This is a genomic window from Pseudomonas sp. M2(2023) (assembly GCF_030263955.1).
GTDB lineage: Bacteria > Pseudomonadota > Gammaproteobacteria > Pseudomonadales > Pseudomonadaceae > Aquipseudomonas > Aquipseudomonas asiatica.
In genome coordinates, this window is the sequence record NZ_CP127114.1 from 684,610 (window position 1) to 704,196 (window position 19,587).

Here is a 19,587-nt window from a genome sequence, read left to right on the forward strand (position 1 = left end):
CCCGTATTTATTGGATAAAGTCGCAGTTGGTGACTATTCGGTCGTGTTTGGACGTATATGGCATACCAGAAGCGTTGCGGGTGGCTCAGTGACAGCAGCCACCAGCAGTGCCATTGGCCAGATCCTTGAGGATCGGGCAGTCCGGGCGCTCGTCTCCCTGGCAGTGCGATACCAGTTCGCCAAGGGTGTCGCGCAGGCTCACCAGCTCTTCGATGCGCCGGTTCAGCTCATCGATGTGCTGCATGGCCAGCGCTTTCACATCGGCGCTGGCACGCTGGCGGTCCTGCCACAAGGTCAACAGCTTGCCGACCTCCTCGAGGGAAAAGCCCAGGTCGCGGGAGCGCTTGATGAAGGCCAGGCTGTGCAAGTCTTCCGCCTGGTAAAGGCGGTAGCCGCTGTCACTGCGCGTGGCGGGTTTGAGCAGGCCGATGGACTCGTAGTAACGGATCATCTTGGTGCTGAGCCCGCTGCGGCGGGCGGCCTGGCCTATGTTCATGGGGCCTCCTGGGTGTTGCTGGTGGGTTTCCACGCCTTGAGCCACAGCGCGTTGCTCACCACGCTGACGCTGGACAGGGCCATGGCGGCGCCGGCCAGTACCGGGTTGAGGTAACCCAGCGCGGCCAGCGGGATGCCGATCAGGTTATAGATGAACGCCCAGAACAGGTTCTGGCGGATCTTCGCATAGGTCTTGCGGCTGATCTCCAGGGCGGCCGGTACCAGGCGTGGGTCGCCGCGCATCAGGGTGATGCCGGCGGCCTGCATGGCCACGTCGGTACCGCCCCCCATGGCAATGCCGATATCGGCGGCGGCCAGCGCCGGCGCATCATTGATGCCATCACCGACCATGGCGACCACGCCATCCTGCTTGAGCGCGGCCACGGTCGCGGCCTTGTCGGCCGGCAGCACTTCGGCATGCACGTCGTCGATGCCCAGGGCATCGGCCACCACTTTGGCGCTGCCGCGGTTGTCGCCGGTCAGCAGGTGGCTGCTGATGTGTTGCGCATGCAGGGTATCGATTGCCTGCGCGGCGCCGGGCTTGAGGCTGTCACCAAAGGCGAACAGGCCCAGCACACGCGGCTGCGCGCCGCGTTCGATAAGCCATGACAGGGTGCGCCCCTCGGCTTCCCAGGCCTGGGCCTTGGCGGCCAGGTCGCCGGGTGGCAGGGCGCTTTCATCGAGCAGGCGGCGGTTGCCCAGGGCCAGCTCGCGGCCTTCCACGCGCCCGGCAATACCACGCCCGGTCAGCGACTGGCTGTCGGTAACGCCAGGCACGTCCAGGCCTTGTTCGGCACAGGCATCCAGTACCGCCTTGGCCAGCGGGTGTTCGCTGCCGCGCTGCAGGGCACCGGCCAGGCGGTGCAGGTCGGCGCTGCTGCCCACCTGCGCCTGGCTGTGGACAACGCGCGGGCTGCCGGAGGTGAGGGTGCCGGTCTTGTCGAACACCACGCGGTTGACCGCATGGGCGCGCTCCAGCGCTTCGGCGTCCTTGATCAGGATGCCATGGCGGGCGGCAACCCCGGTGCCGGCCATGATCGCTGCGGGTGTGGCCAGGCCGAGGGCGCAGGGGCAGGCGATGACCAGTACCGCGACGGCATTGATCAGCGCGGTTTCCAGCGGCGCGCCGGCCAGCCACCAACCGGCCAGGGTGATCAGCGCCAGTACCAGCACGGCCGGGACGAATACCTGGCTGACCCGGTCGACCAGCTTTTGGATCGGTGCCTTGGCCGCCTGGGCGTCTTCCACCAGGCGGATGATGCGTGCCAGCACGGTTTCGGTACCCAGTGCCTTGGTGCGTACCAGCAGCCGGCCTTCGCCGTTGATGGCGCCACCGGTGACGCTGTCGCCGGGCTGCTTGGGCACCGGCAGGCTCTCGCCGCTGATCAGGGCTTCATCGGCATGGCTGCTGCCGTCTTCCACCACGCCATCGACCGGGAAGCGCTCGCCGGGTTTGACCAGTACCAGGTCGCCGAGGCGCAGTTGGGCAATGGCCACGTCTTCTTCCCGGCCATCGACCAGGCGCACGGCCCGTTCCGGGCGCAGGGCCTCGAGGGCACGGATGGCGCTGGCGGTCTGGCGCTTGGCACGGCTTTCCAGGTACTTGCCCAGCAGCACCAGGGCAATCACCACGGCCGAAGCTTCGAAGTACAGGTGAGGGGCCATGCCGCCGGGGGCTTGCGCCCACTGGTACAGGCTCAAGCCGTAGCCGGCGCTGGTACCCAGGGCCACCAGCAGGTCCATGTTGCCGGTACCTGCGCGCACGGCCTTCCAGGCGGCCACGTAGAACCGCGCGCCGAGAATGAACTGCACCGGTGTGGCCAGCAGGAACTGCACCCACGCTGGCAACATCCAGTGCACGCCAAACGGCTGCACCACCATTGGTACCACCAACGGCAGGGCGAGCAGCAACGCTGCGCCGACCGCCAGGCGTTCGTTACGCAGGCGGTGCTGGGCAGCGTGCTGGTCGTCCCTGGCTGTTTGCGGCAGGCTGGCGCTGTAGCCGGCCTTTTGCACGGCATCGATCAGCAGGTTGTCGTCGAGGGCCGCGAGCACTTCGAGGTGCGCACGTTCGCTGGCCAGGTTGACGCTGACCCGTTCAACACCCGGCAGCTTGCCGAGAGCGCGCTCTACGCGGCCGACGCAACTGGCGCAGGTCATGCCGCCAATCTGCAGTTCGACGGTGCGGGTGGGCACGCCATAGCCGGCTTCGCGTATGGCCTCGACCAGCGCGGGCAGACTGTTGACCGGGGCCTGGACCCGGGCCTGTTCGGTGGCGAGGTTGACGCTGACCTGTTCAGTGCCGGTGACCTTGCGCAGGGCGCGTTCGACCCGGCCGGCACAACTGGCGCAGGTCATGCCGGAGATCGGCAGGTCGTATGTGGTGGATGCGGGCATGGCTCTCCTCCTTGGACAGGCCTCCAGCATCAACCTTGCCACGCAGGTAAGGTCAATAGCCCAGGCCGGCTCGCTTCAACTCCAGCCCATATTGCCCCATGGCGATGCGGTATTTGTTGATCTGGCCCGCCTGCAGGTTCAGTCGCGTGCTGCGTTGGTCCTCGACACCCGGGGCGCAGCCGGGCATTTGCCCGGGCAGCAGGCGCAGGCGCACGTCCACCGGGCCGGGCGGCAGGTTGAACGAGGTGGACTGCTCCTGGAACACGCGCCCGGAGAGCTGGTCGTTGAGGTAGATGCCGATTTCGCAACTGGTGGCCACTTCCAGACGCTCCCGGGAAATGATCAGCACGCTGTAGTCCGAGTTGCCCTCGGCGCTGGCCGGTGGCACTGCAGCCAGCGTGCTCAATAGCCCGACGACGGCCAATGCTGCCCTGAACATGAAGAATCTCCTGCTTGCCTGATCATCAAAGGCGCAGCTTGGCCGACGCGCGCGCGGATTTCCACCCCGGCTGGTGTCGGCAAGTCTTGACCTTGCCCCGATGGCAAGCTTGAGACTTGTGGAAAACCTGAAGGAGGTAACCCCCATGCAAGTGTTCAATGTACAAGGCATGACCTGTGGCCATTGCGTGAAAGCCGTGACCCGGGCAGTGCAGGAGCAGGATGCCGCGGCCAAGGTGGAGGTCGATCTGGCGGCCAGGCAGGTACGGGTGCAGAGCGAGTTGGCTCAGGAGCGGATCCTCACGGCCATTCGCGATGAAGGTTATCAGGTCGAGGCGGCCTGAATACTGACCTGTGGGAGCGGGCGTGCCCGCGAACACCGGCGTAGCCGGTGCCATCCACCGCGCCGCCTGATTCGCGGGCACGCCCGCTCCCACAGGGGGCGCTCCAGGCTCGGTATTGTTGCAAATGTTTTCACATGGATAGGGGCCACAGCAGGTAGAATCGAGCACTTGCTTAGCCTGCTATGGATTCCTGATGAACCTGCGAATGGTGCTCATCCTGGGCGCACTCAGTGCGTTCGGGCCCTTGGCGATCGACTTCTACCTGCCCGCCTTCCCGGCCATGGCGCAGGCGTTCGCCACCGATGAAAAACACGTCCAGGCCACCTTGGCCGCCTACTTCCTTGGCCTGTCCATCGGGCAACTGGCCTACGGGCCGGTGGCTGACCGCTTTGGCCGACGCAAGCCGCTGATGTTCGGGGTGACCCTGTTCACCCTGGCGTCACTGGCATGTGCCTATGCCCCCGACCTCGATACCCTGGTGCTGGCGCGGTTTGTCCAGGCGTTGGGCGGTTGCGCCGGGATGGTGCTTTCGCGGGCCATCGTCAGTGACAAGTGCGACCCGGTGGCCTCGGCCAAGGTGTTCTCGCAGCTGATGCTGGTCATGGGGCTGGCGCCAATCCTGGCACCGATGCTGGGCGGGGTGCTGGTGAACGTGGCCGGCTGGCAATCGATCTTCCTCGCCCTGAGCCTGTTCAGTGCCGGCTGCCTGTTGGCGGTCAGCCTGGGCCTGCCGGAAAGCCTGCCCGAGCACATACCGCGGCAACCGCTGTCTGGCGCCATGCGCCAGTACTTGCGCCTGTTCGCTGACCGGGTGTTCGTCGGCCATGCCCTGACCGGTGGTATCGCCATCGCCGGCATGTTTGCCTACATCGCCGGTTCGCCTTTCGTGTTCATCAAGCTCTATGGCGTGCCGGCCGAGCATTACGGCTGGTTGTTCGGCACCAATGCCGCCGGCTTCATCCTGGTGGCGCAGGTGAATGCACGCTTGCTGGCCAAGCGCGGGCCGGCATTTCTGTTGGCGCGTGCGGTATGGCTGTACCTGGCTGCGGGCCTGGTGTTGCTGGCCGTGGCGGCAATGCGGCCAACACAGCTGTGGCCACTGCTGGTACCGCTGTTCGTCTGCATTTCCAGCCTCGGCTGCATCATCCCCAACGCCTCTGCCTGTGCCATGAGCGGGCAGGGGGCGCGGGCCGGCAGTGCCTCGGCGCTGATGGGCTGCCTGCAGTTCAGCGTCGCCGCCGGTGCAGCGGCGCTGGTGGGGCTGCTGCATGATGGCAGTGCGGTACCGATGGCGCTGGTGATCAGCCTGTGCGGGGCGCTGGTGGTCAGTGTCGCGCTGCTGACCCGACGCTTGCCGGCCAAGGCTCCCGCATAAGCGGGTGAGGTGCCTGCAGACGGGTTTCCAGCGTGGCGACGAAGGCACGCGCCTCGGCCTCGCTGCGGAAACTGACCACGTGTTGATCGAGCTGGACCTGCCAGGGGCAAGCGGGGTTTCGGCTCGACGCACTGACGACAATTTTCATCGCGGCATACCTCCAAAGGGGGAGAGCGGATGAAGTGTAGCGCTGCACTTTCTGCCCGCCATGACCTGCATCAGTGTCCTGACTGACGGTCGGCAAGAACGTTTTCTACATGTTTTTTCCAGCTTGGGGTGCAATGCCCGCAAGCACGTGGAACCTTCGCTTTGGCTTGCGCTACTTGTGGAAATTGCTTGTCGGCCGCGTCCGAAGTTGCATCCGGTGTTTTTTCCGCCTGTCGTTCCCGGGCTCCTGCCATGTGTGCCGGGCTGCTTGCCCACGCGGTCCGGGCAGCTTTCACGCACTGTTCCGCTGCCTGCCATGGGTAGGCATACCCAGTGGTATTTTGCCTGTGGCACCACTGCGCGGCGCTGCCTGAATGGCGTTTTTTGCGGCTTATACTGGCGAACCAGGCCAGTGCCAGCGAGAGGCGCTTCCCTGCCAGGGGTGGCCATCGCATCCACACAGTGAACTTGCAGGGAGTTACAGGGACATGAACGCAGCCAGCAGTATCAGCCAGATTGCCAGCCTGATGGCCGACCCCAAGCGCAGTGCCATGTTGTGGGCATTGATCGATGGCACGCCGCGGCTGGCCAACGAGCTCGCGGTAATGACAGGCCTGACCTCGTCATCGGCCTGCGCTCATCTTTCGTTGTTGTCGTCGGCCGGTTTGCTCCGACACGAAGCGCGGGGGCGCAAGCGCTACTTCCGGCTGGCCACCCCGCAAGTCGGGGCAGCGGTGGAGGCCCTGGCCAGTGTCCAGTTGGAGAGTGCCAGGGGGGAGCGGGCCAAGGCACCGGTATCACCGCTGCCCATGTCGATACGCAGGGCGCGTCGCTGTGGCGATCACTTGGGGGGGGAACTGGCCGGTGAGCTGTATCACCGTCTGGTGGTGGCCGGCTGGCTGGAGGGTAGTGGTCGGCAGTTGATGGTAAGCGAAGAGGGGCGGACGCAGTTGGCTTTGGTCGGGGTCTACATCGATGCCTTGGCGCCGCACCAGCAACGTGGCTGCGTGATCTGCCGCTGCACCGAGTGGAACGACCAGGGGCCGCACCTGGGCGGCGTGCTGGGGCAGGCCTTGTTCCGGCTGTTCCTGCAATCTGGCTGGATGCGCGAGGCCGAGGACTCGCGGGCATTGCATATTTCTGCGTTGGGTATCCAGCAGATCAATCGCATTGCCCGCGTGCCGACGTTGCAGGTAGGTTGACGGCGCCACAGATATGTCGCCGTCAGGTCATTCAGGCCAGCCGGGCATCCAGGCTGTTCTGGGCCAGTCGACGGGCCTGGTCTTCGGTCATGCCCAGATGGGTGTACAGGGCGTGGAAGTTTTCGGTGACATAGCCGCCGAAGTAGGCCGGGTCGTCAGAGTTGACCGTGACCTTCACGCCGCGCTCGAGCATCTCGAGGATGTTATGTTGGCTCATGTGGTCGAACACGCACAGCTTGGTGTTCGACAGCGGGCACACCGTGAGCGGGATCTGCTCGTCGATGATGCGCTGCATCAGGCGCTCGTCCTCGATGGCGCGCACACCGTGGTCGATACGCTTGACCTTCAGCAGGTCCAGGGCTTCCCAGATGTACTCGGGCGGGCCTTCCTCGCCGGCATGGGCAACGGCGACCAGGCCTTCGCTGCGGGCGCGGTCGAACACTCGCTGGAACTTGCTCGGTGGGTGCCCCATTTCCGAGCTGTCCAGGCCAACGGCGATGAACGCATCGCGGAATGGCAGGGCCTGGTCGAGGGTTTTCTGTGCTTCATCTTCGCTGAGGTGGCGCAGGAGGCTGAGGATCAGGCCACTGCTGATGCCCAGTTGTTCGCGACCGTCCTTCAACGCCTGGTTGATGCCGTTGAGCACCACCTCGAAGGGGATGCCGCGGTCGGTATGGGTCTGTGGGTCGAAGAACGGTTCGGTGTGGATCACGTTCTGCGCCTTGCAGCGTTGCAGGTAGGCCCAGGTCAGGTCGTAGAAGTCCTGCTCGGTGCGCAGCACGTCGGCGCCCTGGTAATACAGGTCCAGGAACTCCTGCAGGTTGTTGAAGGCATAGGCACCGCGCAAGGTCTCCACATCGGCCCAGGGCAGGGCGATCTTGTTGCGCTCGGCCAGGGCGAACAGCAGCTCGGGCTCCAGCGAGCCTTCCAGGTGCAGGTGCAGTTCGGCCTTGGGCAGGGCGTTCAACCAGTCATACATGGTGGGTCATCTCGATCAGGTACGGTTGCCGCCATTCTACAGAGCCTGGCCGGGCATTGCGCACGGCCAGGCTGCGACCTGGTGAATCACCAGACCAAGGGTTCGCCCTTGTAGTTGATGAAGCGCAGGCCGCCGTTGCCGCTTTGCGCCTTGATCTGTTCAAGCATGCCGCGGGTGCTGGTCAGCACGTCGATCTCGGCGTTTTCACCGCCCATGTCGGTTTTCACCCAGCCCGGGTGCATGGCCAGTACGCAAAGGTCGGGGCGTTGTTGCTCGACGACGAAGCTGTTGATCATCGAGTTCAGGGCCGCCTTGCTGGCCTTGTACAGGCAGATTTCGCCGCCGTCGGGGATGGTCACGCTGCCCAGGATCGAGCTCATGAAGGCGAGTACGCCGCTGCCTTCGCGTACCTGGCCGACCAGGCGGCGGGCCACGCGGATTGGCGCCACGGCGTTGGTCATGAACAGGTCGCCGATGTCCTTGTTCTGCACCGTCTCAAGGTCTTGCGGCAGAGGCCCCATGACCCCGGCGTTGATGAACACCAGGTCGAAGACTTGGTCTTGCAGGCGTTGCTTGAGGCCATCGAGCTGGGCCGTGTCGTTCATTTCCAGCTGTTCGATGCGCACGCCGGGCACGTCCGCCAGGGCGCCGGGCTGCTGCGGGTTGCGCACGGTGGCGGTGATGGTCCAGCCGTCTTCCTGCAGGCGTTGCACCAGGCCCAGTCCCAGCCCGCGCGAGGCGCCGATGATGAGTGCGGTTTTTGCGTTAGCCATTTGGATGCGCTCCGTGATCGGTTCGAAGAAGGATATTGAGGATAATGCACTGTGGTGCCGAGCGCCTCGTGGTGGGCTGTACGAAAAATCACCAGTTGCGTCAGGCCCTTGTACGGCGTGGCCTTCGGCTTGTTGGCGCACGGGTTATCCACAAGCTGGTCCACAGTTATTGTGTGCAAGCGCAGATGGCTGTGCGGGGGTACGCAGGCTGGGGACCTGGGGATAACGTCAGGAGCATCAACGGTTTGCGGCTGTCATCAAATGGTGATCAAAATATGATCAAGCCTCTGTAGCCCTTGATTAATGCTGCCTGCAAGCGAATGCCCCAAGCTTATCCACAGGCCGGCCCACAGTTGTTGTGGGCAATGTTCAACGTGCTTCGAGCAGAATGCGCCCGCGGCTCAAGTCGGCCAACTGCTGCTGCAGTGGCGCCAGGTGGGCGTCACCGAGTGCAATCAACAGGTCCACGCCATTGGCGGTGAACTGCTCATCCAGGACCAGGCCGTCAACCTCCGCCAGGCGCAGCTTCACCAGTGCCAGTTCGCTGAAACTGCAACTGCAGGTGAATTCGCTGCGCTGCACCAGCAGCCGCTTGGGTGCCTGTTGCAGGCATTTGTTGGCGCCGCCGCCGTAGGCCCTGGCCAAGCCGCCAGTTCCCAGCTGAATGCCGCCGTACCAGCGGATTACCAGCACTACCACCTGGTCGCAGTCCTGCGCTTCGATGGCCGCGAGGATTGGCCGTCCCGCGGTACCGCCAGGTTCGCCGTCATCGCTGCTGCGGTACTGGGCGCCAAGCTTCCAGGCCCAGCAGTTGTGGGTGGCGGCCAGGTCGCTGTGGCGTTCGATGAAACTCATCGCGTCGGCGGCACTGCTGATCGGCCCGGCCATGGTGATGAAGCGGCTTTTGCGGATTTCCTCGCGATACTCGCAGAGGTCGAGCAAGGTAGAAGGCATAAATGACGATCAGGCAGCCGGCTTTATGCCGCAGCCCTTCAAAATGATGTGGATAAGATTGTTGCTCGCGTCTTCCATGTCCTGCTTGGTCAGGCGGCTGCGGCCGGTCACCTGGCAGATCTGGGTGGCGAAGTCGGCGTAGTGCTGGGTGCTGCCCCACAGCAGGAAGATCAGGTGCACCGGGTCGACCGGGTCCATCTTTCCGGCTTCGATCCAGGCCTGGAACACCGCGGCCCGGCCGCGGAACCATTCGCGGTAGTCGGCACTGAAGTATTCGCTCAGGCAGGTGCCGCCGCTGATCACTTCCATGGCGAAAATCCGCGAGGCTTGCGGGTTGCGCCGGGAGAACTCCATCTTGGTGCGGATGTACTGGCTCAGGGCTTCGCCCGGATCGTCGTCGACGCTCAAGGCGTTGAAGGTGCTGTCCCACAACTCGATGATGTTGCTGAGTACTGCAATGTACAGGCCCAGCTTGTTGGTGAAGTAGTAATGCAGATTGGCCTTGGGCAACCCCGCCTTGAGGGCGATGGTGTTCATGCTGGTGCCCTTGAAACCATGGCGGGCAAACTCGTCTTCGGCGGCCTGGATAATGGCCTGTTCGTTCTTCTGGCGGATGCGGCCCGCGGGCTTGCCCGAGGCGGAGAGGCGATGCGCAGGGACTTCTAGGGTCATGGACGATTCCGTACGGGTCAGTGGCTGCGGCTGTCGGACAAGATTACCTGCCTGTGCCGAAGTGACAAGCGTTTGCGGCACAGACTGGCATCAGCGTGTCGCAGCCAGGCTTTCGAGGAAGCTTTCCAGTACCAGGTTCGGCCGCCGGCCCTTGCGCGTTACCCAGCTGAGACTCAGATCATAGAAGCGTTCCCGGGGCTTGAGGGCACGCAAGCGGCCTTGCTGCACCCAGAACGTGGCGTAGTGGTCTGGTAGGTAGCCGATGTAGCGCCCGGTAAGGATGAGAAACGCCATGCCTTCGCGGTCCGAAGCACTGGCCGTGCAATTCAGTGCCTGGTAATGCGCCTGGATTTCGGCCGGCAGGCGGAAGGTGGGGGTGATGGCTTCCTGGCTGTTGAGGCGGTCGTCGTCGATCTGCTGGTCATCTGCATAGAACAGCGGGTGGCCGACTGCGCAGTACAGCAGCGAGCGCTCACTGTACAGCGGCTGGTACTCGAGGCCCGACAGCGGGCTGGTCTGCGGCACCACGCCGACATGCAGGCTGCCATCAAGCACGCCGTGCTCGACCTGGCTGGGTGCGATCATGCGGATCTGGATGCGCACATCGGGGCCGCGGTCCTTGAGCTCGGCCAGGGCATGGGTAATGCGCATGTGCGGCAGCGTCACAAGGTTATCGGTCAGGCCAATGTTCAGCTCGCCACGCAAATGCTGGTGCAGGCCGTTGACCTCGGTGCGAAAGCTTTCCAGAGCGCTGAGCAGTTGCAGCGCCGAGTGGTAGACCTCGCGGCCTTCCTCGGTCAGCGAGAACCCGGCGCGTCCGCGCTGGCACAGGCGCAGGCCAAGGCGTTGCTCAAGGTCGTTCATTTGCTGGCTGATGGCCGAACGGCCAATGCCCAGCACGTTTTCGGCGGCCGAGAAACCGCCACACTCTACGACACTGCGATAGATCTTCAGCAGACGGATGTCAAAATCGCTGACTTGGGCGAGTGGATCGGGGCGTCGGCTCATTAGTTTAGTCAGGGCCTGTCTGAAGATTAGAAATGTTGGCTTTTCCAGACTTTATCGCCGTGCCAATTTAGCTGCAACAACATCCATCGTTGCCTAATCGTCTTCCGAGGAACCGCCGATGAACATGCCCGAAACCGCCCCCGCCGGTATCGCCAGCCAGCTCAAGCTGGATGCGCACTGGATGCCCTACACCGCCAACCGCAACTTCCAGCGCGACCCACGCCTGATCGTGGCGGCCGAAGGCAGCTACCTGTTCGACGACCAGGGGCGCAAGATCTTCGATGCCCTGTCCGGTTTGTGGACCTGCGGCGCCGGGCACACCCGCAAGGAAATCACCGAAGCGGTGGCTCGTCAGATCGGCACACTGGACTACTCCCCGGCCTTCCAGTTCGGCCACCCGCTGTCGTTCCAGCTGGCCGAGAAGATCACCGAACTTACCCCGGGCGACCTGAACCATGTGTTCTATACCAACTCCGGTTCCGAGTGTGCCGACACCGCGCTGAAGATGGTGCGTGCCTACTGGCGTCTGAAAGGCCAGGCGACCAAGACCAAGATTATCGGCCGTGCTCGCGGCTACCACGGCGTGAACATCGCCGGCACCAGCCTCGGTGGCGTCAACGGTAACCGCAAGCTGTTCGGTCAGCTGCTGGATGTCGACCACCTGCCTCACACCGTGCTGCCGGTCAACGCCTTCTCCAAAGGCATGCCGGAAGAGGGTGGTATTGCCCTCGCTGATGAGATGCTCAAGCTGATCGAGCTGCACGACGCCTCCAACATCGCTGCCGTGATCGTCGAGCCGCTGGCAGGTTCGGCTGGTGTTCTGCCGCCGCCGAAGGGTTACCTGAAGCGCCTGCGTGAAATCTGCACCCAGCACAACATCCTGCTGATCTTCGACGAAGTGATTACCGGCTTCGGCCGCATGGGCGCTATGACTGGCTCCGAAGCCTTCGGCGTGACCCCGGACCTTATGTGCATCGCCAAGCAGGTGACCAACGGCGCCATCCCGATGGGCGCGGTTATCGCCAGCAGCGAGATCTACCAGACCTTCATGAACCAGCCGACCCCGGAGTACGCCGTGGAATTCCCGCACGGCTACACCTACTCGGCCCACCCGGTAGCCTGCGCCGCCGGTATCGCCGCGCTGGACCTGCTGCAGAAGGAAAACCTGGTGCAGGCCGCCGCCGAGCTGGCGCCGCACTTCGAGAAGCTGCTGCATGGCGTGAAGGGCACCAAGAACATCGTCGATATCCGCAACTACGGCCTGGCCGGCGCGATCCAGATCGCTGCCCGCGACGGTGATGCCATCGTGCGTCCGTACGAGGCGGCGATGAAACTGTGGAAGAAAGGCTTCTATGTACGCTTCGGTGGCGACACCCTGCAGTTCGGCCCAACCTTCAACACCACGCCGCAGGAACTGGATCGCCTGTTCGACGCAGTAGGCGAAACCCTGAACCTGATCGACTGATCTTTCCGATTCTGATGCCTGGCGCGTGAACGCATCGCGCGCCTGCCTCAACCTTCTTTATCTGGAGTTTTGCATGAGCATTGTTCAGCACCTGATCCACGGCGAACTGGTTACCAAGGGTGAGCGCACCGCCGATGTCTTCAACCCGTCCACCGGCCAGGCCGTGCGCAAAGTCGAGTTGGCCAGCCGCGCGACCGTGCAGGAAGCGATCGACTCGGCCAAGGCTGCCTTCCCGGCCTGGCGTAACACCCCACCGGCCAAGCGCGCCCAGGTGATGTTCCGCTTCAAGCAACTGTTGGAGCAGAACGAAGCGCGTATCTCGCAGATGATTAGCGAAGAGCACGGCAAGACCCTGGAAGATGCTGCCGGCGAACTGAAGCGTGGCATCGAGAACGTCGAGTTCGCCTGCGCCGCGCCGGAAGTGCTCAAAGGCGAGTACAGCCGCAACGTTGGCCCGAACATCGATGCCTGGTCCGACTTCCAGCCACTGGGCGTGGTTGCCGGTATCACCCCGTTCAACTTCCCGGCCATGGTGCCGCTGTGGATGTACCCACTGGCCATCGCCTGCGGTAACGCCTTCATCCTCAAGCCTTCCGAGCGCGACCCGAGCTCGACTCTGTTCATCGCCCAGCTGCTGCTGGAAGCCGGCCTGCCGAAGGGCATCCTCAACGTGGTGCACGGCGACAAGGAAGCGGTGGATGCGCTGATCGAAGCGCCGGAAGTGAAGGCCCTGAGCTTCGTCGGTTCGACTCCGATCGCTGAGTACATCTACGCTGAAGGCACCAAGCGCGGCAAGCGTGTGCAGGCCCTGGGTGGTGCGAAGAACCATGCGGTGCTGATGCCGGATGCCGACCTGGACAATGCCGTGAGCGCACTGATGGGGGCGGCCTACGGTTCGTGCGGCGAGCGTTGCATGGCCATTTCGGTGGCGGTATGCGTGGGTGACCAGGTGGCTGACGCCCTGATTGCCAAGCTGGAACCGCAGATCAAGGCCCTGAAGATTGGTGCCGGCACCTCGTGCGGCCTGGACATGGGCCCGCTGGTGACGGCTGCTGCCCGTGACAAGGTGGTGGGCTACATTGATGACGGTGTTGCTGCTGGCGCCAAGCTGGTGGTGGATGGCCGTGGCTTCCGTGTGGCTGGTAATGAGGATGGCTACTTCGTCGGCGGCACCCTGTTCGACAAGGTGACCCCGGAGATGCGTATCTATAAGGAAGAGATCTTCGGCCCGGTGCTTTGCGTAGTGCGTGTGAACAGCCTGGAGCAGGCCATGCAACTGATCAACGATCATGAGTATGGCAACGGCACCTGCATCTTCACCCGTGACGGTGAAGCGGCGCGCCTGTTCTGCGACGAGATCGAAGTGGGCATGGTCGGTGTGAACGTACCGCTGCCGGTGCCGGTGGCCTACCACAGCTTTGGTGGCTGGAAGCGCTCGCTGTTCGGTGACCTGCATGCCTATGGTCCGGACGGTGTGCGCTTCTATACCCGTCGCAAGGCGATTACCCAGCGCTGGCCGCAGCGGGCCAGCCATGAGGCTTCGCAGTTTGCGTTCCCTAGTTTGTAAGGGATGACGCAGAAGCGGGGAGGCCGACAGGCCTCCCCGCTTTGTTTTTCAGCGATATTAAAGTTTCTTGAAATTAAAGGTTGACGCCCTCTCGAATCCCCTTATAATGCGCCCCACTTCCAGCGACATCGGAACGACAAACTTATTGAAATTCAACAAGTTAGGTTGTTCGGAAAGAGTTGAAAGGGCTACGATCAAATGATCGGCAGCGGTTGAGATGATGGTTGACAGCGTTTCTAAACGCTGTATGATTCGCCTCCCGCTACGAGAGATCGCAGCGAGTCAAGTGTTTGAAGCTAAACGAGTTTCTCGCAAAAAACTTCAAAATAAACGCTTGACAGCAAATGAGGAAGGCGTAGAATGCGCGCCTCGGTTGAGACGAAACGCTCTTAACCAAACGCTCTTTAACAAATCGAATCAAGCAATTCGTGTGGGTGCTTGTGAGTACGGACTGATAGTCACAAAGATTATCAGCATCACAAGTGGCCATGCGAGAAATCACATAGTCATTTGAGATTGCTGAGCCAAGTTTAGGGTTTCTTAAAAACCCAAGCAGTATTGAACTGAAGAGTTTGATCATGGCTCAGATTGAACGCTGGCGGCAGGCCTAACACATGCAAGTCGAGCGGATGACGGGAGCTTGCTCCTTGATTCAGCGGCGGACGGGTGAGTAATGCCTAGGAATCTGCCTGGTAGTGGGGGACAACGTTTCGAAAGGAACGCTAATACCGCATACGTCCTACGGGAGAAAGCAGGGGACCTTCGGGCCTTGCGCTATCAGATGAGCCTAGGTCGGATTAGCTAGTTGGTGAGGTAATGGCTCACCAAGGCGACGATCCGTAACTGGTCTGAGAGGATGATCAGTCACACTGGAACTGAGACACGGTCCAGACTCCTACGGGAGGCAGCAGTGGGGAATATTGGACAATGGGCGAAAGCCTGATCCAGCCATGCCGCGTGTGTGAAGAAGGTCTTCGGATTGTAAAGCACTTTAAGTTGGGAGGAAGGGCAGTAAGTTAATACCTTGCTGTTTTGACGTTACCGACAGAATAAGCACCGGCTAACTCTGTGCCAGCAGCCGCGGTAATACAGAGGGTGCAAGCGTTAATCGGAATTACTGGGCGTAAAGCGCGCGTAGGTGGTTCGTTAAGTTGGATGTGAAAGCCCCGGGCTCAACCTGGGAACTGCATCCAAAACTGGCGAGCTAGAGTACGGTAGAGGGTGGTGGAATTTCCTGTGTAGCGGTGAAATGCGTAGATATAGGAAGGAACACCAGTGGCGAAGGCGACCACCTGGACTGATACTGACACTGAGGTGCGAAAGCGTGGGGAGCAAACAGGATTAGATACCCTGGTAGTCCACGCCGTAAACGATGTCAACTAGCCGTTGGAATCCTTGAGATTTTAGTGGCGCAGCTAACGCATTAAGTTGACCGCCTGGGGAGTACGGCCGCAAGGTTAAAACTCAAATGAATTGACGGGGGCCCGCACAAGCGGTGGAGCATGTGGTTTAATTCGAAGCAACGCGAAGAACCTTACCAGGCCTTGACATGCAGAGAACTTTCCAGAGATGGATTGGTGCCTTCGGGAACTCTGACACAGGTGCTGCATGGCTGTCGTCAGCTCGTGTCGTGAGATGTTGGGTTAAGTCCCGTAACGAGCGCAACCCTTGTCCTTAGTTACCAGCACGTTATGGTGGGCACTCTAAGGAGACTGCCGGTGACAAACCGGAGGAAGGTGGGGATGACGTCAAGTCATCATGGCCCTTACGGCCTGGGCTACACACGTGCTACAATGGTCGGTACAGAGGGTTGCCAAGCCGCGAGGTGGAGCTAATCTCACAAAACCGATCGTAGTCCGGATCGCAGTCTGCAACTCGACTGCGTGAAGTCGGAATCGCTAGTAATCGCGAATCAGAATGTCGCGGTGAATACGTTCCCGGGCCTTGTACACACCGCCCGTCACACCATGGGAGTGGGTTGCACCAGAAGTAGCTAGTCTAACCTTCGGGAGGACGGTTACCACGGTGTGATTCATGACTGGGGTGAAGTCGTAACAAGGTAGCCGTAGGGGAACCTGCGGCTGGATCACCTCCTTAATCGACGACATCAGCCTGCTGATGAGCTCCCACACGAATTGCTTGATTCATGGTTGAAGACGATCAAGATCCTGTATGGGTCTTGTGTTGTTCCTGGTCAGAACTTGGAAATGAGCATTCGTTTCGAATGTTGATTTCTGGCTTTTGTCAGATCGTTCTTTAAAAATTCGGATATGTGATAGATATAGACTGATGGCCAGTTTCACTGCTGGTTAATCAGGCTAAGGTAAAATTTGTGAGTTCTGCTCGAAAGAGCAACATGCGAATTTTCGGCGAATGTCGTCTTCACAGTATAACCAGATTGCTTGGGGTTATATGGTCAAGTGAAGAAGCGCATACGGTGGATGCCTTGGCAGTCAGAGGCGATGAAAGACGTGGTAGCCTGCGATAAGCTTTGGGGAGTCGGCAAACAGACTGTGATCCAGAGATCTCTGAATGGGGGAACCCACTCAGCACAAGCTGAGTATCTTGTACTGAATACATAGGTGCAAGAGGCGAACCAGGGGAACTGAAACATCTAAGTACCCTGAGGAAAAGAAATCAACCGAGATTCCCTTAGTAGTGGCGAGCGAACGGGGACCAGCCCTTAAGTTGATTTGAGATTAGTGGAACGCTCTGGAAAGTGCGGCCATAGTGGGTGATAGCCCCGTACACGAAAATCTCTTGTCAATGAAATCGAGTAGGACGGAGCACGAGAAACTTTGTCTGAATATGGGGGGACCATCCTCCAAGGCTAAATACTACTGACTGACCGATAGTGAACCAGTACCGTGAGGGAAAGGCGAAAAGAACCCCGGAGAGGGGAGTGAAATAGAACCTGAAACCGTATGCGTACAAGCAGTGGGAGCCTACTTTGTTAGGTGACTGCGTACCTTTTGTATAATGGGTCAGCGACTTATATTCAGTGGCGAGCTTAACCGAATAGGGGAGGCGTAGCGAAAGCGAGTCTTAATAGGGCGTTTAGTCGCTGGGTATAGACCCGAAACCGGGCGATCTATCCATGGGCAGGTTGAAGGTTAGGTAACACTGACTGGAGGACCGAACCGACTACCGTTGAAAAGTTAGCGGATGACCTGTGGATCGGAGTGAAAGGCTAATCAAGCTCGGAGATAGCTGGTTCTCCTCGAAAGCTATTTAGGTAGCGCCTCATGTATCACTCCAGGGGGTAGAGCACTGTTTCGGCTAGGGGGTCATCCCGACTTACCAAACCGATGCAAACTCCGAATACCTGGAAGTGCCGAGCATGGGAGACACACGGCGGGTGCTAACGTCCGTCGTGAAAAGGGAAACAACCCAGACCGTCAGCTAAGGTCCCAAAGTCATGGTTAAGTGGGAAACGATGTGGGAAGGCTTAGACAGCTAGGAGGTTGGCTTAGAAGCAGCCACCCTTTAAAGAAAGCGTAATAGCTCACTAGTCGAGTCGGCCTGCGCGGAAGATGTAACGGGGCTCAAACCATGCACCGAAGCTACGGGTGTCATCTTTGATGACGCGGTAGAGGAGCGTTCTGTAAGCCTGTGAAGGTGAGTTGAGAAGCTTGCTGGAGGTATCAGAAGTGCGAATGCTGACATGAGTAACGACAATGCGAGTGAAAAACTCGCACGCCGAAAGACCAAGGTTTCCTGCGCAACGTTAATCGACGCAGGGTTAGTCGGTCCCTAAGGCGAGGCTGAAAAGCGTAGTCGATGGAAAACAGGTTAATATTCCTGTACTTCCAGTTATTGCGATGGAGGGACGGAGAAGGTTAGGCCAGCCTGGCGTTGGTTGTCCAGGTTTAAGGTGGTAGGCTGAAATCTTAGGCAAATCCGGGATTTCAAGGCCGAGAGCTGATGACGAGTTGCCTTTAGGCGACGAAGTGGTTGATACCATGCTTCCAAGAAAAGCTCCTAAGCTTCAGATAACTGGGAACCGTACCCCAAACCGACACAGGTGGTTAGGTAGAGAATACCAAGGCGCTTGAGAGAACTCGGGTGAAGGAACTAGGCAAAATGGCACCGTAACTTCGGGAGAAGGTGCGCCGGCGAGGGTGAAGGACTTGCTCCGTAAGCCCATGCCGGTCGAAGATACCAGGCCGCTGCGACTGTTTATTAAAAACACAGCACTCTGCAAACACGAAAGTGGACGTATAGGGTGTGACGCCTGCCCGGTGCCGGAAGGTTAATTGATGGGGTTAGCGCAAGCGAAGCTCTTGATCGAAGCCCCGGTAAACGGCGGCCGTAACTATAACGGTCCTAAGGTAGCGAAATTCCTTGTCGGGTAAGTTCCGACCTGCACGAATGGCGTAACGATGGCGGCGCTGTCTCCACCCGAGACTCAGTGAAATTGAAATCGCTGTGAAGATGCAGTGTATCCGCGGCTAGACGGAAAGACCCCGTGAACCTTTACTATAGCTTTGCACTGGACTTTGAATTTGCTTGTGTAGGATAGGTGGGAGGCTTTGAAGTGGGGACGCCAGTTCTCATGGAGCCATCCTTGAAATACCACCCTGGCAACTTTGAGGTTCTAACTCAGGTCCGTTATCCGGATCGAGGACAGTGTATGGTGGGTAGTTTGACTGGGGCGGTCTCCTCCCAAAGAGTAACGGAGGAGTACGAAGGTGCGCTCAGGCCGGTCGGAAATCGGTCGTAGAGTATAAAGGCAAAAGCGCGCTTGACTGCGAGACAAACACGTCGAGCAGGTACGAAAGTAGGTCTTAGTGATCCGGTGGTTCTGTATGGAAGGGCCATCGCTCAACGGATAAAAGGTACTCCGGGGATAACAGGCTGATACCGCCCAAGAGTTCATATCGACGGCGGTGTTTGGCACCTCGATGTCGGCTCATCACATCCTGGGGCTGAAGCCGGTCCCAAGGGTATGGCTGTTCGCCATTTAAAGTGGTACGCGAGCTGGGTTTAGAACGTCGTGAGACAGTTCGGTCCCTATCTGCCGTGGACGTTTGAGATTTGAGAGGGGCTGCTCCTAGTACGAGAGGACCGGAGTGGACGAACCTCTGGTGTTCCGGTTGTCACGCCAGTGGCATTGCCGGGTAGCTATGTTCGGAAGAGATAACCGCTGAAAGCATCTAAGCGGGAAACTTGCCTCAAGATGAGATCTCACTGGGATCTTGAATCCCCTAAAGGGCCGTCGAAGACTACGACGTTGATAGGTTGGGTGTGTAAGCGCTGTGAGGCGTTGAGCTAACCAATACTAATTGCCCGTGAGGCTTGACCATATAACACCCAAGCAATTTGCTAGCGCAGATTGCGGTGGTGAAGACGAAACGACCGAAAGTTCGCAATATCACAAATATCGCATATCCGAATTCGCTGGGCTGTCCATCTGGACATTCTGGCAACAGAATTTCTTGACGACCATAGAGCATTGGAACCACCTGATCCCATCCCGAACTCAGTAGTGAAACGATGCATCGCCGATGGTAGTGTGGGGTTTCCCCATGTGAGAGTAGGTCATCGTCAAGATTCATTTCGCAAAACCCCTATCTGCGCATGCAGGTAGGGGTTTTGTCTTTGTGGCGCAAAAATTCCCAGGCATACGCAGTCCCTGTGGGAGCGGGTTCACCCGCGAACACCGGCATAGCCGGTGCCATCCACCACGTCGCCCGCTTCGCGGCGGTTCGACGCCTCGACTCGCCCGCACTGGTCACCGTTCAATCGTCGCCTCCCACAATTCGAGCCAG

14 protein-coding genes and 3 rRNA genes are annotated in these 19,587 nt (G+C 60.2%); 8 read left to right on the top strand and 9 right to left on the bottom strand.

Features of this window, described 5'->3' with window-relative positions:
* Nucleotides 1-85: 85 nt before the first annotated feature.
* From cueR to QN085_RS03145, 3 genes are read right to left on the bottom strand one after another with little or no spacing between them, the layout of a single operon-like run.
* Entirely contained in the window at nt 86-496 is a 411-nt protein-coding gene (cueR, locus tag QN085_RS03135) for a Cu(I)-responsive transcriptional regulator (protein WP_023663456.1), read from the bottom strand.
* On the bottom strand, nt 493-2,892 hold the full coding sequence (locus QN085_RS03140) for a heavy metal translocating P-type ATPase (RefSeq protein ID WP_024086207.1): 2,400 nt from the start codon (nt 2,890-2,892) through the stop codon (nt 493-495). Before QN085_RS03140 ends, cueR begins: the two co-directional genes overlap by 4 nt.
* A 52-nt stretch (nt 2,893-2,944) precedes the next feature.
* Nucleotides 2,945-3,331 carry a hypothetical protein gene (locus QN085_RS03145; protein WP_023662829.1) on the bottom strand — a complete coding sequence of 129 codons (387 nt, stop codon included), beginning with the start codon at nt 3,329-3,331 and terminating at the stop codon, nt 2,945-2,947.
* Between the two features lie 145 nt (nt 3,332-3,476).
* On the opposite strand from QN085_RS03145, the gene QN085_RS03150 reads away from it, so the two are divergent.
* Nucleotides 3,477-3,674, top strand: coding sequence for a heavy-metal-associated domain-containing protein (locus tag QN085_RS03150; protein ID WP_003257072.1), 198 nt, complete (start codon nt 3,477-3,479; stop codon nt 3,672-3,674).
* A gap of 193 nt (nt 3,675-3,867) precedes the next feature.
* Entirely contained in the window at nt 3,868-5,049 is a 1,182-nt protein-coding gene (locus tag QN085_RS03155) for a multidrug effflux MFS transporter (RefSeq protein WP_024086208.1), read from the top strand.
* Here the strand turns inward: QN085_RS03155 and QN085_RS03160 are convergent.
* Nucleotides 5,000-5,197 (bottom strand): hypothetical protein, encoded by a 198-nt coding sequence (locus QN085_RS03160; protein WP_075044510.1) that lies wholly within the window; start codon nt 5,195-5,197, stop codon nt 5,000-5,002. The two genes, QN085_RS03155 and QN085_RS03160, sit on opposite strands and share 50 nt — an antisense overlap.
* A 487-nt stretch (nt 5,198-5,684) precedes the next feature.
* Here QN085_RS03160 and QN085_RS03165 point away from each other — a divergent pair, with 487 nt between their 5' ends.
* Entirely contained in the window at nt 5,685-6,398 is a 714-nt protein-coding gene (locus QN085_RS03165) for an ArsR/SmtB family transcription factor (protein WP_013970739.1), read from the top strand.
* Between the two features lie 31 nt (nt 6,399-6,429).
* On the opposite strand, the gene QN085_RS03170 is transcribed toward QN085_RS03165, so the two are convergent.
* The 5 genes from QN085_RS03170 to QN085_RS03190 all read right to left on the bottom strand — a co-directional run bounded on the left by QN085_RS03170 (nt 6,430) and on the right by QN085_RS03190 (nt 10,784).
* Complete coding sequence (locus tag QN085_RS03170) at nt 6,430-7,377, bottom strand: adenosine deaminase (RefSeq protein ID WP_023662874.1); 948 nt, start codon at nt 7,375-7,377, stop codon at nt 6,430-6,432.
* 86 nt (nt 7,378-7,463) lie between these two features.
* Complete coding sequence (locus QN085_RS03175; protein ID WP_013970741.1) at nt 7,464-8,150, bottom strand: SDR family oxidoreductase; 687 nt, start codon at nt 8,148-8,150, stop codon at nt 7,464-7,466.
* A 369-nt stretch (nt 8,151-8,519) separates the two neighbouring features.
* A complete protein-coding gene (locus QN085_RS03180; RefSeq protein WP_013970742.1) occupies nt 8,520-9,104 on the bottom strand; it encodes an IMPACT family protein in 585 nt (194 codons plus the stop codon).
* Between the two features lie 9 nt (nt 9,105-9,113).
* The gene (locus QN085_RS03185) at nt 9,114-9,776 is read right to left on the bottom strand and encodes a TetR/AcrR family transcriptional regulator (protein ID WP_003257076.1); all 663 of its coding nucleotides are present in this window, start codon (nt 9,774-9,776) and stop codon (nt 9,114-9,116) included.
* Nucleotides 9,777-9,866: 90 nt separating this feature from the next.
* Nucleotides 9,867-10,784 (bottom strand): LysR family transcriptional regulator, encoded by a 918-nt coding sequence (locus QN085_RS03190; protein WP_013970743.1) that lies wholly within the window; start codon nt 10,782-10,784, stop codon nt 9,867-9,869.
* A 118-nt stretch (nt 10,785-10,902) separates the two neighbouring features.
* Here QN085_RS03190 and aptA point away from each other — a divergent pair, with 118 nt between their 5' ends.
* The 5 genes from aptA to rrf all read left to right on the top strand — a co-directional run bounded on the left by aptA (nt 10,903) and on the right by rrf (nt 19,369).
* On the top strand, nt 10,903-12,249 hold the full coding sequence (aptA, locus tag QN085_RS03195) for an omega-aminotransferase AptA (RefSeq protein WP_013970744.1): 1,347 nt from the start codon (nt 10,903-10,905) through the stop codon (nt 12,247-12,249).
* A gap of 73 nt (nt 12,250-12,322) precedes the next feature.
* Nucleotides 12,323-13,816 (top strand): CoA-acylating methylmalonate-semialdehyde dehydrogenase, encoded by a 1,494-nt coding sequence (locus QN085_RS03200; RefSeq protein ID WP_023662877.1) that lies wholly within the window; start codon nt 12,323-12,325, stop codon nt 13,814-13,816.
* 560 nt (nt 13,817-14,376) lie between these two features.
* Nucleotides 14,377-15,913: ribosomal RNA gene (locus tag QN085_RS03205) — 16S ribosomal RNA — on the top strand.
* 317 nt (nt 15,914-16,230) lie between these two features.
* Nucleotides 16,231-19,122 (top strand): 23S ribosomal RNA (locus tag QN085_RS03210).
* Nucleotides 19,123-19,253: 131 nt separating this feature from the next.
* Nucleotides 19,254-19,369 (top strand): 5S ribosomal RNA (gene rrf, locus QN085_RS03215).
* Together the 16S, 23S and 5S rRNA genes form the textbook arrangement of a ribosomal RNA operon.
* The last annotated feature ends 218 nt before the right edge of the window (nt 19,370-19,587 follow it).

Excerpts from the sequence above, each read along its gene's own strand:
- QN085_RS03185 (WP_003257076.1), bottom strand. The coding sequence starts at position 9,776 with ATGACCCTAGAAGTCCCTGCGCATCGCCTCTCCGCCTCGGGCAAGCCC.
- QN085_RS03165 (WP_013970739.1), top strand. The coding sequence starts at position 5,685 with ATGAACGCAGCCAGCAGTATCAGCCAGATTGCCAGCCTGATGGCCGAC.
- QN085_RS03160 (WP_075044510.1), bottom strand. The coding sequence starts at position 5,197 with ATGAAAATTGTCGTCAGTGCGTCGAGCCGAAACCCCGCTTGCCCCTGG.
- QN085_RS03180 (WP_013970742.1), bottom strand. The coding sequence starts at position 9,104 with ATGCCTTCTACCTTGCTCGACCTCTGCGAGTATCGCGAGGAAATCCGC.
- aptA (WP_013970744.1), top strand. The coding sequence starts at position 10,903 with ATGAACATGCCCGAAACCGCCCCCGCCGGTATCGCCAGCCAGCTCAAG.
- QN085_RS03155 (WP_024086208.1), top strand. The coding sequence starts at position 3,868 with ATGAACCTGCGAATGGTGCTCATCCTGGGCGCACTCAGTGCGTTCGGG.
- QN085_RS03175 (WP_013970741.1), bottom strand. The coding sequence starts at position 8,150 with ATGGCTAACGCAAAAACCGCACTCATCATCGGCGCCTCGCGCGGGCTG.
- QN085_RS03170 (WP_023662874.1), bottom strand. The coding sequence starts at position 7,377 with ATGTATGACTGGTTGAACGCCCTGCCCAAGGCCGAACTGCACCTGCAC.
- QN085_RS03200 (WP_023662877.1), top strand. The coding sequence starts at position 12,323 with ATGAGCATTGTTCAGCACCTGATCCACGGCGAACTGGTTACCAAGGGT.
- QN085_RS03150 (WP_003257072.1), top strand. The coding sequence starts at position 3,477 with ATGCAAGTGTTCAATGTACAAGGCATGACCTGTGGCCATTGCGTGAAA.
- QN085_RS03140 (WP_024086207.1), bottom strand. The coding sequence starts at position 2,892 with ATGCCCGCATCCACCACATACGACCTGCCGATCTCCGGCATGACCTGC.
- QN085_RS03145 (WP_023662829.1), bottom strand. The coding sequence starts at position 3,331 with ATGTTCAGGGCAGCATTGGCCGTCGTCGGGCTATTGAGCACGCTGGCT.
- QN085_RS03190 (WP_013970743.1), bottom strand. The coding sequence starts at position 10,784 with ATGAGCCGACGCCCCGATCCACTCGCCCAAGTCAGCGATTTTGACATC.
- cueR (WP_023663456.1), bottom strand. The coding sequence starts at position 496 with ATGAACATAGGCCAGGCCGCCCGCCGCAGCGGGCTCAGCACCAAGATG.